General features: G+C 41.3%; 15 protein-coding genes. 3 read left to right on the top strand and 12 right to left on the bottom strand.

The window, feature by feature from the left end:
* Positions 1–83: 83 nt before the first annotated feature.
* Together V7K38_RS23465 and V7K38_RS23460 are read right to left on the bottom strand one after the other, a co-directional pair.
* Entirely contained in the window at positions 84–1,658 is a 1,575-nt protein-coding gene (locus tag V7K38_RS23465; RefSeq protein WP_334861173.1) for a CPBP family intramembrane glutamic endopeptidase, read from the bottom strand.
* Positions 1,659–2,006, bottom strand: coding sequence for a hypothetical protein (locus V7K38_RS23460; RefSeq protein ID WP_334861215.1), 348 nt, complete (start codon positions 2,004–2,006; stop codon positions 1,659–1,661).
* Positions 2,007–2,012: 6 nt separating this feature from the next.
* Between V7K38_RS23460 and V7K38_RS23455 the strand changes: the two genes are divergently transcribed.
* On the top strand, positions 2,013–3,104 hold the full coding sequence (locus V7K38_RS23455) for a ParA family protein (RefSeq protein ID WP_334861171.1): 1,092 nt from the start codon (positions 2,013–2,015) through the stop codon (positions 3,102–3,104).
* A gap of 34 nt (positions 3,105–3,138) precedes the next feature.
* Here V7K38_RS23455 and V7K38_RS23450 read toward each other — a convergent pair whose 3' ends face one another.
* From V7K38_RS23450 to sufB, 6 genes are all read right to left on the bottom strand, one after another.
* Positions 3,139–3,771, bottom strand: a complete 633-nt coding sequence (locus V7K38_RS23450) for a Uma2 family endonuclease (protein WP_334861169.1) — start codon at positions 3,769–3,771, stop codon at positions 3,139–3,141.
* Between the two features lies 1 nt (position 3,772).
* The gene (locus V7K38_RS23445; RefSeq protein WP_334861167.1) at positions 3,773–4,381 is read right to left on the bottom strand and encodes a hypothetical protein; all 609 of its coding nucleotides are present in this window, start codon (positions 4,379–4,381) and stop codon (positions 3,773–3,775) included.
* A 103-nt stretch (positions 4,382–4,484) separates the two neighbouring features.
* Positions 4,485–5,747, bottom strand: a complete 1,263-nt coding sequence (locus V7K38_RS23440; RefSeq protein WP_334861165.1) for a cysteine desulfurase — start codon at positions 5,745–5,747, stop codon at positions 4,485–4,487.
* Positions 5,748–5,762: 15 nt separating this feature from the next.
* Positions 5,763–7,133, bottom strand: a complete 1,371-nt coding sequence (gene sufD, locus V7K38_RS23435) for a Fe-S cluster assembly protein SufD (protein ID WP_334861163.1) — start codon at positions 7,131–7,133, stop codon at positions 5,763–5,765.
* Positions 7,133–7,924, bottom strand: a complete 792-nt coding sequence (gene sufC, locus V7K38_RS23430; RefSeq protein WP_334861161.1) for a Fe-S cluster assembly ATPase SufC — start codon at positions 7,922–7,924, stop codon at positions 7,133–7,135. The genes sufD and sufC overlap by 1 nt, the downstream gene beginning before the upstream one ends.
* Before the next feature lie 103 nt (positions 7,925–8,027).
* A complete protein-coding gene (sufB, locus tag V7K38_RS23425) occupies positions 8,028–9,467 on the bottom strand; it encodes a Fe-S cluster assembly protein SufB (RefSeq protein ID WP_334861159.1) in 1,440 nt (479 codons plus the stop codon).
* 244 nt (positions 9,468–9,711) lie between these two features.
* Here sufB and sufR point away from each other — a divergent pair, with 244 nt between their 5' ends.
* The gene (sufR, locus tag V7K38_RS23420; RefSeq protein ID WP_334861157.1) at positions 9,712–10,395 is read left to right on the top strand and encodes an iron-sulfur cluster biosynthesis transcriptional regulator SufR; all 684 of its coding nucleotides are present in this window, start codon (positions 9,712–9,714) and stop codon (positions 10,393–10,395) included.
* Positions 10,396–10,495: 100 nt separating this feature from the next.
* Positions 10,496–10,756: a hypothetical protein gene (locus tag V7K38_RS23415; protein WP_104898857.1), complete on the top strand. Its 261-nt coding sequence runs from the start codon at positions 10,496–10,498 to the stop codon at positions 10,754–10,756.
* 26 nt (positions 10,757–10,782) lie between these two features.
* Here V7K38_RS23415 and V7K38_RS23410 read toward each other — a convergent pair whose 3' ends face one another.
* The 4 genes from V7K38_RS23410 to V7K38_RS23395 all read right to left on the bottom strand — a co-directional run bounded on the left by V7K38_RS23410 (position 10,783) and on the right by V7K38_RS23395 (position 13,708).
* On the bottom strand, positions 10,783–11,838 hold the full coding sequence (locus V7K38_RS23410; RefSeq protein ID WP_334861154.1) for a M28 family peptidase: 1,056 nt from the start codon (positions 11,836–11,838) through the stop codon (positions 10,783–10,785).
* Entirely contained in the window at positions 11,780–11,968 is a 189-nt protein-coding gene (locus tag V7K38_RS23405; RefSeq protein ID WP_334861152.1) for a hypothetical protein, read from the bottom strand. The genes V7K38_RS23410 and V7K38_RS23405 overlap by 59 nt, the downstream gene beginning before the upstream one ends.
* Before the next feature lie 5 nt (positions 11,969–11,973).
* Complete coding sequence (locus V7K38_RS23400) at positions 11,974–12,372, bottom strand: type II toxin-antitoxin system death-on-curing family toxin (RefSeq protein ID WP_334861150.1); 399 nt, start codon at positions 12,370–12,372, stop codon at positions 11,974–11,976.
* Positions 12,373–12,781: 409 nt separating this feature from the next.
* A complete protein-coding gene (locus tag V7K38_RS23395; protein ID WP_334861148.1) occupies positions 12,782–13,708 on the bottom strand; it encodes a toll/interleukin-1 receptor domain-containing protein in 927 nt (308 codons plus the stop codon).
* Positions 13,709–13,946: the final 238 nt, after the last annotated feature.

The raw sequence follows: 13,946 nt of genomic DNA, 5'->3' as shown, positions 1-13,946 counted from the left end.
AAGCAATTATCACTAGTAAATTGTCTCTACTTATGCAGATAAAAGCAGATATTTCTCTTTCTAGCAATAGTACAGCTATAGTATTAATTACTACCTAATACAAATAGACTTAATAATGTACCACTATTCCAGAGACTATGGAGAAGCATAGGAGCAAATAGGTTACGCGATCGCGTGTAAACTACCCCTAAAACGATCCCCAATGCGGTCAGGGGAAGAATTTCCGACAAACTGAGGTGAGCGATCGCAAACAACAAACTACTAATCAGAATCGATCCCCATACGGGTAAGTAGCGAGTTAGAGAGGGTAACAAAAAGCCACGAAATAGAATTTCTTCAAAAAATGGAGCTGCGATCGCGGCTGTGGAGAAAAATATGCCTAGTGCTATACCATCTTGGCTTTCTAGGGCCAGTTGCAATAGAGGGTTACTACCACCCTGTCCTTGCCATAGCTGTTGATTAATCAAAGATACCACCACAACTATAGGTAAAGCCGCACAATAGCCTCCCAGTCCCCACAAAAACCACTTATCTTGAAAACGGAAGCGAAACCAAAATTCCGGTAACGGAAAAAAGGGCTTGAGAGAAAAATACAATACTAACAGCGCACCCGATGCTACCAGTAAGTAACTAACTAGAACATAAAACGCTTGAAATCGCACATCTGCGACAGGACGAGGGATAGGGATCAGCGATAGCACTAAAGGCACAAAGATTTGCCCCATGAAGAAAAAGCCGACGACAAAAACCTGCAAAATCGTTTCACCATCCCAAGGCGTTGACCAAGGGATATCAGCATTTTGAGCTAGTAATGAGGCTTTTCCTTTCAACAAGCGTTGAGCAAATAATAAAATCAGCAATATTAGACCAATTAAAGCTGCAAAAGTTGGAATAGTACCAATAAGCGCTAATTTCAACACTGCTTGAGCAGCAGTTTCTTGTTGTGCAGCTTTAACTGCTGATAAAGCATCTTGTCGTTGCTGGAGTTGGTATAGCTTAACCAAAGCAGTAGAGCGAAACCAACCTTCTAAATTCTTTTGAATCCGTTCCTGAGCATTTTGGAGCAGACGGGGAGGATTGCTCCACAGTCCACTTAATACAGCTGCGGTTTCTCCAAATTCTGGATTGATATCTGAGCGTTGTTGTAATTCGCTCCAAGTTTTGAGGGCTGTATCCGTTTGTCCTTGCTGTGCTTGTAATATTCCCAGGCGCAAGTCTAACTCAGCCAGTAATTTTTGTAGTTGCTTGAGGGACTTTTGTAACTGTTGCTTTCCCTCTTTAGAAGTTTTAGTAGTCGGAGGAATATCAGGTAAAGGTTTAGGAGGAGTGGGAGTTATTTCCAATTGAGAGCGTAATTGGGCAAGTTTGTTGTTAACTTTGTCCAAATTAGCTTGAACTGATTGACGCGCCTCTTGATATTGCTTTGTGGCGCTTTCTATGGGTTGTTCACCCAGTATTGCTTCCCGAATCCCTTGGAAATTGTCATCGCTGCTATCTTCAGATTGCCAAGCTTGGGCTTGTAGAGCAATATTGGTTTGGTATAGTTCCAGGCGACTTTGAAATTGAGGTTCTTGCCAACTACCGAATAAAGCCGAAACTGCCAACAGAACTGCTATCGGCGTTAGCACAAAAATTAAAACCAACCGCTTGAGTGTCATCTATCCCCCTTTGACTAACCAGTGGAGAGCGCATCCCCCTTGGGAATTATCGCAATAAAAAGTCAGAGGTGGATAGATATCATCAATATTATAAGTTTGCGATCGCACCGACCATGTTAAATTACAACCCATTGCACTGCTTACCCTCCGCCGAGGATCTGCCAGATTCTGACGATGAACCGGGCGATCGCTGCCGAACAACGCGCCGACAGGCTGGCGCAAGAATTGCGAAGGTTGGGGATAGATCCAGATTCTTTGAGTTGATTTTGTGGGGTGCGATCGCGTTTTAGTAAAAGCAATGCGCTCGTCTGTACTATATGCTATTTTGTACTTAGCTAATTTCACCATTTTTATTTGAGGAACTTACCTAGGAGCATTAGTATTTATGCCTTTTACAACAATAAAGGCGGTGTTGGGAAAACAACGCTTTGTTCTAACGCTGCAACACTTTATGCTGAAAAAAACCCAAAAACCCAAGTTTTAGTTATTGATATGTGTCCTCAAGCAAATATCTCTCAATTTTTGCTTGGAGGAGGTAAAATAGGATACCAAATAAATCAGAAGCTACAATCTTCAGCTACTAGAAAAAATATAGTTGGGTTTATAGATTGGCTTTTAAAGGGAAACTCAAACTTCCGAAAACCTAATAGTTCATTTCAGATTCAAGTGTACCGTTACAATCAACATATCTCGCAAAATTTATATTTAATAGCTGGTGATTCTTTTTTAGAGTCTCTTTCATTAGCTTTAAACTATGCAGTCATTAATCCAGCAAATATAAAGGCATGGTCAGAATACATGACCGCTATAAGAAGGTTATGTGACTATGAGTATAATAGTGAAACTTATAAAGATATGGTTGTTTTTATAGATTGCAATCCCAGCTTTTCTATATATACACAAATGGCTCTAGTTTCTTCAGATAAAATTGTGGTTCCAATGATGGCAGATTTTAGCTCTCTTGAAGGCATAAAAAGTCTTTTTATGCTACTTTTTGGTAAATATCCTTCTGCTGCTTTAAGACAGTATGCTGATGGAATAATTACTTTTAATAATCAAGTAGAACACTTTAAACTGAAATTGCCAGTAATTTACGAGTTTGTTTTTAATAACTATACAATTAAGGATGGAGTTGCAACAGCATTTTATTCTATAAGAACAGAACTAATTGATTTTTGCTACGAGCAATTTAATAAATTGCCTTCATTATTTGCACCTTGTCAATATACCCCAACTTCTAGCAAGGAATGGGAAAACTATTATTTTTCAGACATAAAAGATTTCCACACATCAGGTAAAGTATCATCGTCTCTTGGAATTCCTATGTCTATGCTTCCCAAACAGTCTAAATATATAATGCCAGATAGCAGTGATGTTAAACTTCCTATTAGTAATTACTCACAAGCTTTAGAAGATATAGAATTATTTGTGAGCAAGATACACTAAATTATTCCTCAAAAAGGTTGCATTGCCGACCCCATTATCCTATCTTCTCCCTCACCCAAGCGCGAAATGATTTGAGCAAAGCAATTTCTCCCATACTTTTACTCTGCTCAATAAATCTGCTTATCTCACTCACCGATACTATAGGAAAGGCAATACTAAACTTACACTCGGCATATTGCCCCTCTATTAACTGATAAAACTTTAAATTTTGCCCATCATATCTCCAAAGTTCAGTTACACCCAACGCTGAATAAATCCCCAATTTGTTAACTGAACTGCTGGTAATGTCAATCTCAATTGCTAAGTCAGGTGGAGGATCATTTTCTAAATCTAAAGTTTCCTTACCTCTAATAGCTAGTTCATTTTGGATATAGTAGCAAGTATCTGGTTCTATTCCCCGCTTTGATATTTTCCGCTTCAATGTTGTTGAACCAGCACTTCTCACTTCAATTCCTAATTCTTCAGCTAAAGCAATAATAAAATTCCCAAAATTACTTTTGGGGTTTTCGTGTTCAAAAAGTGGGGTCATAATTTCTAAAATACCGCAGTCGTAAGCAAACCGAGAACCTCTATGCTCACCTGTATCTCTCAGTAAGGCTTCAAAGGTTTCCCAGCTAACGTTGTGTAGGACTGTTCTTTGTTCCGCAAGCGTTGACTTGACAAGCATATTAAAATACTTCTTCTGTCAGGATATTAGATAAAATCCCGATAATTTTACCTATGTCATTAATATAATACTCGCTCAAGTCGATTTCAATCACTTGCCCAATGAGTCTCAAAAACTTCCAGTTAGTTCCAGTGGTGACAGTTCCATAAATTGTCTGAATGTTATTACCCTCACGTTCATTAAACAATTTAGCTGCTAACATCTCGGCGACACACTGACCTAATCCTGCGTTGATATTTTCTTTTTTAGCTTCTACAATTGTGATAACTGGTGCATTGAGAATTAATAGTTCTGGTGAACGGCTAATAATAAAATCGCAATTTCCATTTAAACCTTGTGCTGAATCAACTGTAAAATCAATACCAGAAAATAAACTTATTTGATTATTTAAATATTTTCTTACAGCAATTAAAATAGGTGCAATAATCATCTCTGAACGAGATTTTTCTGTATTACTAGCAAGGGCTAAAGGTACATTTTCCCGCAATAGTTCTTCAAGTAATGGTGGACACTCTACTTCATGTACAGATGCAAATATATCAACTTTATCAGAAATAGTTAGACCAAAAGTTTTTCTAACTCTGTCTAAAGTAAAGTCACTGTATGACACTTTAGTTTCTCCTGTAAATAATCCAGATAATTAAATTGTGCCAATTATTAGCAAGATATGTTGCTGATATTTGGCACAATTAGTTTCTGAATATTTTGTAACTTTAAGCAAGGAAACCTGCAAAAAAGTCCAGAGTTTCTTTCAGTGCTTTGATGAAAATATCAATTTCTTCGCGGGTGTTGTAGAAAGATAGACTTGCTCGTGCGGTTGCGGCAAGACCTAAGTAGCGGTGTAATGGTTGAGTACAATGGTGTCCAGAACGGATGGCAACGCCTTCTTGATCTAATAATGTAGATAAGTCGTTAGCGTGGACTTCTCCGGCTGTGAATGATGCAAGAGCGGCTCTCCCTTCACCTTTTGCATTTGGTTTGGGGCCGTAAATTCTAATTTGGGGAATTTGCTCTAATTGTTGGAACAAATAAGCTGTTAATTCTGCTTCGTAGGCGTGGATTTTATCCATGCCGATACTGCTAAGATAATCGATCGCAGCACCAAGTGCGATCGCTTCTCCAATTGCAGGTGTACCAGCTTCAAATTTATGGGGTAATTCTGCGTAGGTGGAATGGTCTAAATACACCTCTGCAATCATCTCACCACCACCAAAAAATGGTGGCATTGATTCTAACAATTCTAACTTGCCATACAGAAATCCTATCCCAGTTGGAGCGCACATTTTATGACCAGATGCTACCAACCAATCACAATCTATCTTCTGCACATCAACAGGATAGTGGGGAACACTCTGGCAAGCATCAACTAAGAATTTAGCACCATATTTGTGTGCGATCGCAGCAATTTCTGCCACTGGATTTATGCAACCCAAAGTATTAGAAATATGCACCACTGACACCAACTTAGTTTTGTCAGAAATCAGCGTTTTGAACTGCTCAAAATCAAAAGTTTCTTCTGGTGTCAATTCCACAAATTTCAGGACTGCACCCGTCTTTTGCGCCACCAATTGCCAAGGTACAATATTACTGTGGTGTTCCATCACCGAGAGAATAATTTCATCCCCCGGCTGTAAATTATTCATTCCCCAACTGTAGGCTACTAAGTTAATCGCCTCGGTTGCGTTACGGGTGTAGACAATTTCCTGACGCGATGCCGCATTGATGAACTTGGCAATTTTATCTCTAGTACCTTCATAAGCATCGGTAGCTTTAGCACTCAGGGTATGGGCACCGCGATGCACGTTAGCATTATATTGCTCGTAATAATCCCGTAGGGTATTTAATACAAACAAAGGCTTTTGCGATGTCGCCGCATTATCAAGATAAACCAGAGGTTTACCGTTGACTTCCTGATGCAATATCGGGAAGTCAGCGCGAACTTTATCAGCAAGGGTTTTGGTAGGAGTAAAAGTCATTGGTAGATTACGTTATTACTCATTAGTCAGGGACTTGAGATTATTCACTGTGTTTAAAAGGATTTCTCGCAGAGAAGAAACTGGTATTTTGTTGATAACTTCAGCAGCGAAGGCGTTAATTAACAACTTCCGAGCATCGTTTTCATCAATTCCCCGACTTTGCAGATAGAATATTTCGTCATCTTCCAATTGGCTAACGGTAGCACCGTGAGCGCATTTGACATTATCTGCTGTAATTTCTAATTGGGGTTTGGTATCAATTCTGGCTTTCGATGATAGTAGCAAATTACGATTCAACTGGGCTGCATTTGTCAACTGTGCTGGTTTGGGTACAAGAACTTTACCATTGAACACCGCATGAGCGCGATCGCCTACAATACATTTATGCAATTGGTCAGTTGTACCATGAGGATAGTTAAGTGCGATCGCACTGTGAGTATCAGACAACTGTTTACCAGAAATTACCGTCAACCCATTGAGAGTAGTTTCCGTCTGCTCACCAGTTTGCAAAACTTCCAAATTATGCCGCGACAACTTAGCACCTAAAGTTATGGCATGACAAGTATATCGACTATCACGAGCTTGTGCGATCGCAGTCTTCCCAATATGAAAAGCCTCTGCACCTTCTCGCTCAACCCTAGTGTGACTCACTTGGGCATTGTCACCAACCCAAATTTCCGTAACCGCATTAGTAAAATATACTCCGTCCTCCGCGCTCTTGGCGGCTTGGCGGTTCGTATACTCCTCAACCAACCTCACCTGAGAACCACTTTCCGCCACCACCAAACAACGCGGCTGTGAAATCGTCGCAGTCTCCCCCGCAACCGCAACAAACACCAAATGAATTAGCGTTTCAACCACCACATTCTTCTTTACCCACACCACAGCAGCATCAGTTATTCCAGCCGTATTGAGAGCAGTAAAAACTTCCTGCGCTCCCTCCGCTTGAGCTAAATACTGCCGTACACCCTCCTGCTCAACCGCAGACAAACCAGCCAAATTACTCACCACAATTCCAGATGGTAAATCTGAAACTGCGGATAACTCCGGCGCAAAAACGCCATTAACAAAAACCAAACGACTATTAGCCGCCTCTGGCAAAATATCAAATTGCAAAGACGCGAATTTTCGCGTCTCTACATTAAATTGCACCTTTCGCAGAGACGACAAATCAGTAAACCGCCATTCTTCCTCGCGGGTAGTGGGGATAATCGAGTGGCGTACCCAATTAGCAGCACTTTGGCGTAATTCCTGCAACCAACCTTCTGTTTTCGTTGCCGTTACTTGATTTAACAACCCAGTCAGATAATCATCTCTATCTAACATCGATGCCAAACTAACTACATTGGAATTAGGTATTGCACTAGGAGATACTTGAATACTCATTACACACCCACCTCAGCAGCTGCGAATTCTGCCAGTACCCAGTCATAACCGCGAGACTCTAATTCCAACGCCAGTTCTTTACCACCACTGGTAATAATCTGCCCCTGTGCCATCACATGCACAAAATCAGGCACAATATAATCGAGTAACCGTTGGTAGTGAGTAATCAAAATTGTCGAATTTTCTGGAGTTGCCAGTTGATTTACCCCATTCGCCACAATTCTGAGCGCGTCAATATCCAAACCCGAATCAGTCTCATCCAAAATTCCTAGTTTCGGTTCCAGCAGTGCCATTTGCAGAATTTCATTCCGCTTCTTCTCGCCACCAGAAAAGCCTTCATTCAAACTCCGACTGAGAAAACTGGGATTCATCTTCACCACATCCAGCTTTTCCTCAATCAAATCGTCAAAATCAAAAGCGTCTATTTCCTCTAAACCTTGCGCCTTGCGACGAGAATTGTACGCCACCCGCAAGAAATCCAAATTGCTTACACCCGGAATTTCTAACGGATACTGAAACGCCAAAAACACACCACTTCTAGCGCGTTCCTCCGGTTCCAACTCCAGTAAATTTTGCCCCTGGAAAATCACCTCACCGCCAGTCACCTCATACGCCGGATGCCCAGCCAACACCTTAGAAAAAGTACTCTTACCAGAACCATTCGGCCCCATAATCGCATGAATCTCACCCGATCGCACCTCCAGATTCACACCCTTAAGAATCGGTGTCCCATCAACATTAGCCGTCAGATTCCTAACCGACAGCACAACTTCACTATTTTCAATAATCATCTTCTCTCTTCTCTCTCTGCGCTCTCTGCGCCTCTGCGGTTCGTCATTCTTCCAAAAGATAAACACAGAAAGCCGATGTCCCTGTGTTTATCCTTGCTTCCATTTATCCAACACTGCCTTCCAACTTCAAACTCAACAACTTATCAGCTTCCACAGCAAACTCCATCGGTAGCTGATTGAAAACATCCTTACAGAAGCCGCTAATCATCATCGAAATAGCATCTTCAGAAGAAATACCCCGTTGAGCAAAGTAAAATAACTGATCTTCCCCAATCTTAGAAGTAGAAGCTTCATGCTCCACCTTCGCACCGTTATTTTGCACCTGAATATAAGGGAAAGTATTCGCATGGGCATTATCCCCAATTAGCATCGAGTCACACTGAGAATAATTTCTTGCCCCTTTCGCTGTCGGGTTAACTTTCACCAAACCCCGGTAACTATTACTAGAATTACCTGCGGAGATTCCCTTAGAAATAATTGTACTACGAGTATTCTTACCTACGTGAATCATCTTGCTGCCAGTATCGGCTTGCTGCTTATGATTTGTCAGCGCTACCGAGTAAAACTCACCCACAGAGTTATCACCCACCAACACACAGCTAGGATATTTCCAAGTAATTGCCGAACCTGTTTCTACTTGAGTCCAGGAAATCTTGGAATTTACACCCTGACACAAACCGCGCTTGGTGACAAAGTTGTAAATACCGCCTTTACCGTTAGCATCTCCGGCGTACCAGTTTTGCACGGTAGAGTATTTTATTTCAGCGTTATCAAGGGCGACGAGTTCCACGACGGCGGCGTGTAACTGGTTGCTGTCATACATCGGTGCGGTACAACCTTCAAGGTAAGAAACATAACTACCTTCTTCAGCGACAATCAAAGTCCGCTCAAATTGTCCCGTATCACCAGAGTTGATGCGGAAGTAGGTAGACAGTTCCATTGGGCATTTTACGCCTTTAGGAATATAGACAAAAGAACCATCGCTAAATACGGCGGCGTTCAAGGCGGCAAAATAATTATCAGCGATAGGAACAACGCTACCCAGGTATTTTTTGATTAGTTCTGGGTGTTCTTGCATCGCTTCTGAAAAGGAGCAGAAAATAACGCCATCTTCCGCTAGCTTTTCTTTAAATGTAGTAGCGACAGAGACGCTATCGAAAATCGCATCGACGGCGACATTTGCCAATCGCTTCTGTTCAGATAGGGAAATGCCTAACTTCTCGAAAGTTTCTAAAAGGGTTGGATCAACTTCGTCCAAGCTGTTTAGTTTTTCTTTCTTACGTTTTGGCGCTGAGTAATAAATGATATCCTGATAATTTATTGGCGGATACTTGACATTCGGCCAAGTTGGTTCCGTCATTTTTTGCCACTGGCGATAAGCCCGGAGGCGAAAGTCCAGCATGAACTGTGGCTCGTTCTTCTTAGAGGAGATCAAGCGAACAACGTCCTCATCTAGTCCACGCGGAATAGTGTCGGCTTCAATATCAGTAATAAAGCCGTACTTGTAGGGTTGGTTGACTAAGGTTTTGACAGTGGCACTCATCAGTAATAATCTCTCGTGTTCTGAACTCTTTTAGGATTGGAGACGGACTTTATCTTTAGTCGATTCCCATATCAGGTTACGCAATGGTTACACGGCTGCTAGAATAGTGGTGGAGACTAAAACAACAGCTTTGTTGTTTAACCTATCTTCATTTTACGCTAGATTAACAACAACAATGTTGTCAAAGTCAAATTTTCAAAGAAATTTTTGGAACGTTCGCTGAACGCCTCGCACCAACCATAAGATGGCGACTACCCACCAGTCCTCAACCAAGCAAGATATCCTTGAGTATCTGCACAGACACGAAAAAGCAACGGCTTTGGAGCTAGCTGAAGTTTTAGACGTTACCCCCCAAGCGATTCGTCGCCACCTCAAGGACTTGGAGACGGAGGAGCTAGTTTTGTATTCGACATCAATGCAGGCGGCGGGTATGGGGCGGCCGCAGCACCTTTATCAACTGAGTCGTCAAGGACGCGATCGCTTGCATCGAACCATGAGCGATCGCTTTGGTGATGGCCACGGAAATTTTGCGGTTTCGCTGCTAGACACCTTAGCCGAAACGGTAGGACATGACCAATTTAAATCGATTTTAGAGAAACAGTGGCAGCGCAAAGCTTTAGAATACCGCGATCGCGTCGGTAACGGTTCACTGCGAGAACGTGTAGCCAACTTAGTAGAGTTGAGAAAAGCGGAAGGCTTCATGGCAGAATATCACCCGGTTGATGTCAATGACAGCTTTGAGTGCGATCGCTTTATCTTAATGGAGCATAACTGCGCTATTTCCAACGTTGCCGAGTCTTTCCCCAGCATTTGTGGTCACGAATTAGAAATGTTTGCAGCCGTCTTACCTGATTGTACCGTAGAACGCACCCACTGGATTATTGATGGCGAACATCGTTGTGGCTATTTGGTGCAAATTCGTCATTAGTCATTTGTCGTTTTCTAACACCCAATGCCCCATGCCCCATGCCCCATGCCCCATGCCCAATTCCCAATTCCCAATAATCAACTAAATTTGAGATCGCGTTATGGATGTACCAACACAGCAACCATCAGCACAATTTTTAACGCTGGAAGAGTCAGCAAAAGTAGATGCGGCTTTGTTGTCTTCCCCAGAAAAGTTTTTAACAAGATTAACAATTTCATCACTGAAACTTTTGAAGCATATTGCCCAAGAATATGGTGTTGCTATTGAAGATTTGACAGCGCCACAAGTAATTGCATGGTTTGAAAAAGATGGCAAAATTCGCCGTGAGCAAGGAATTGAAGCTTCATATTTGAAATGGTAATTTATCTAACACATTTTCCAATTTTCCTAGCTTGGTGGTTGAGTTTCCAAAGCCTCATTTTTCTGCAACAAAGCATTGGTTGTATTAACTACAATCTGTGCTGCTCCTGTAAAAAACGATCGCTCGATAGTCGCTGGAATATCGCTAGGTTGATGATAGTGCGGAGTCCGTAAATTTGCGGTATCTGTCACTAGCACAGCACCCACACCCTGATACCAAAATGGTGCATGATCGCTGCGTAGGGTATCGGGTGTGAGTAAACCTTTAAAAGGAATTGGTACTGTCAAAACTGCTGGAAGATTTGATTCCTGTTTATTCAGGGCGGTTGAGGGGAGCATCTGTGAGCTTTGAAAGGCATTCAGTAAAGGCAAATGTTCTATATCACCAACTACTGCCAAAAAGTCACCCTTGTCGCTAGGTGGTGTAACAGGCAATCCGGCAGGGTATTTCTGACACCCAACAGTGTAACAAGCATAACCAACCATATCCATAATGATCGCTCCGCCTAAATTTTGTAAGCGTGCTGTTTTGCTCGCAAAAGCCTGACTACCTAAAAGTCCTGCTTCTTCTTTGTCAAAAAAAGCTAGTTGTAACGTCCGTGGTGTGGGACGGGAACCGAGTAACCGTGAAATTTCCAACACTACAGTTACACCACTGGCATTATCATCGGCACCGGGGGATAAAGCAACAGTATCGTAATGCGCTGCTACCAGAATTGCTTTAGCGGCTTTGTCAGTTCCTGGGCGTTCAGCAAAAATATTCACACCCTCAGAGAACTTTTCTAATTTAGGTTTCCAGCCGAATTTTGTGAGTTCAGTTGTGATATAAGTGCGAGTAAGCGATCGCTCTTTTGTCGTGTAGCGCTGAAAATTTAACTTTTGGATATGGGCTAACAGCCTGTCAGTAGACACTTGTGGCGCACTGTCAAGTTCCTTTGACTCTGGCTGTGGTTGGGGTGTTTTCACTGGAATGCGCTCAACAATTGCCCGTGACGAACGCTGTTCAAAAAACGTGCTACCTCTACTACCCACGACAGCAACTGCCATCAACACCAACAGCATCAGCCAAATCCATTTTTTCATCTGATTTATCCTTGGCTTCCTGACTTATAAGTAGCGCGAATTCACAGGCATAACTTTCCCAGATTGCTAGGAAGGGTTTAATATTTTGGTTCCATAAATTCTTAAATAAACCTGCAAAGTCACTTTGCAATAAGTTTAATTGTCTATTTTAATACAATTTTCTTTAATCCAATCTGCTATCGACTCTTGAGTCTCCTGATCAGTTGAAAGTCTTTTTATAATTAATACAACTTCTTTTTCTGGCACTTCTAAAGAATACCCGTTCAATATCAGAAAGGTAGCCATCGAAACGAAAGCTACCCTTTTGTTACCATCTATAAATGCATGATTTTTTACAAAGGCAAAAGCATAAGCAGCAGCTAACTCAAAAACAGTTGGTGTAGGTTCACCATAAGTAAATAAATTTTTAGGTCTATCTAAACTAGCTAAAAGCAGATTTCTATCTCTTATACCTCGAAGTCCGCCGTGTTCTGCTAGTTGTTCTGCGTGCATAGCTTTAATGACTGCCTCACTTAACCAAAAGATATCATTCACTTAGCTAGCTCACGAAGTGCATTCTTATACTTACTGCTTACTTTTTGATAAGCTTCCATAGCCTTTTCAAATCCAGACTTGGAAGGTGTCGTTTGAGGATTACGAGAATGTTTCGTAACTAAAAGTACCCCATTCTTACTATGTCTAAACTTTAGACTTTGAAAAGATGGTATCAATTTGTTTTTAATCTTACGAAGTCTCAAGGTTTGCATGATAAACTCAAAAGTTGTGGTTAGAAGTTAGAAGATAGAAATGTTGATGGTAATCCTCAGTTAGTCTTTGGTTAATCAGTTATTATACTATAAATTATTTGTGCAAGAGGTTTCTTTTACTTTACAGATTGACCCTTATGACAGAACGCTCATCTTGAGTCTTATGCAATGGTCTTAGCAAAATCTCCCAAAAGTACTCAGAGGCTCCTTGTTGAGACAATAATTTCTTCACATTCTGCAACCCTTGGAAAGGAAGCCATTCCCAAGGGTTGCAGAAAAAGAGCGTATCCATCATCAACTATAGACATGGATTCATTAATACTATTGTCACTTCCTGAAGCATTTGAGGAATATGCAACATCGTTTCCATAAAGATGGCTACTTCCTCTTATCCAAATTCGACATTGAGTAGCTTTCTTTCCCGCAATGTAGACAATAGCCGAAAAATGATTTGTATCTATACGGTTAAAATGTCTACTCACTTCTGGATTTCGGTTGGATAGTTCAACAAGTGAATTATCAAAAAAGTTGGCTATGTATTCAAACAATTCCTCCACAAATTGATCCCTCTCCCGATCCGAGAATGTTTTGCGAATACGGAGATTGCTCGATCTTGGTATATCCAAAATTTGTAGTTTTACAGCAGAACTGTAACTTATGCTTGGTGGGGTGGTATTCTGACGGAGTTGTAAGCGAGTAATTGTCGCTTTTACAGCGTTGACTACTTCAAGAAAAGCATCGTCTTCATCGGGGAATTTTTTGATAGGCTTGCCATCAGTTGGCGTGACTAAGAACTCGCCAAATGGCGCACTGGGCCAATCGCATGAACGCAGGATGACTGGTATAATGTGGGATTCTCTTTGCTCATGCTTTTCCATCGCACGTTGCATCTCAATGCCATAACAATAATCGGAAGCTAGAAAATCTGAACTGACTAATAAAAGAATGATGTCTGCTTCTTCCAAGTTTTTGCTTATAGCCTTATCGAATTCCTCACCAGCAGTTATTCGCCGATCATGCCACGTCTCAATTAAACCTTGCCTTTTTAACATAGTAAGATGAACTTCCATCTCATCGCGCAGAGTTTCATCCCGATGTGAATAAGAGGAAAAAACTATAGCCATTCCACAAATATTAATTAAAGGCAGGTATTTACTTATGATTAATACCTTTATATCTTATACCAGTACAAAAGAACTAATTCCTTAAAGTAAACATCAAGTTTGACAGTTCGTCTTTTGACAGAGAGTGCAACTTCGCTTACAGTGCCGCACTAGAGGAGTGCTGAGTACTGAATACTGAGCAAAAAGGAAGAGAAAACAATTTCTTCTTAATTCTTCAAAATCTTTATTCTGACACTCA

It is taken from the genome of Nostoc sp., assembly GCF_036917465.1.
Taxonomy (GTDB): domain Bacteria; phylum Cyanobacteriota; class Cyanobacteriia; order Cyanobacteriales; family Nostocaceae; genus Nostoc.
This window is presented reverse-complemented; position numbering and strand designations above follow the sequence as displayed.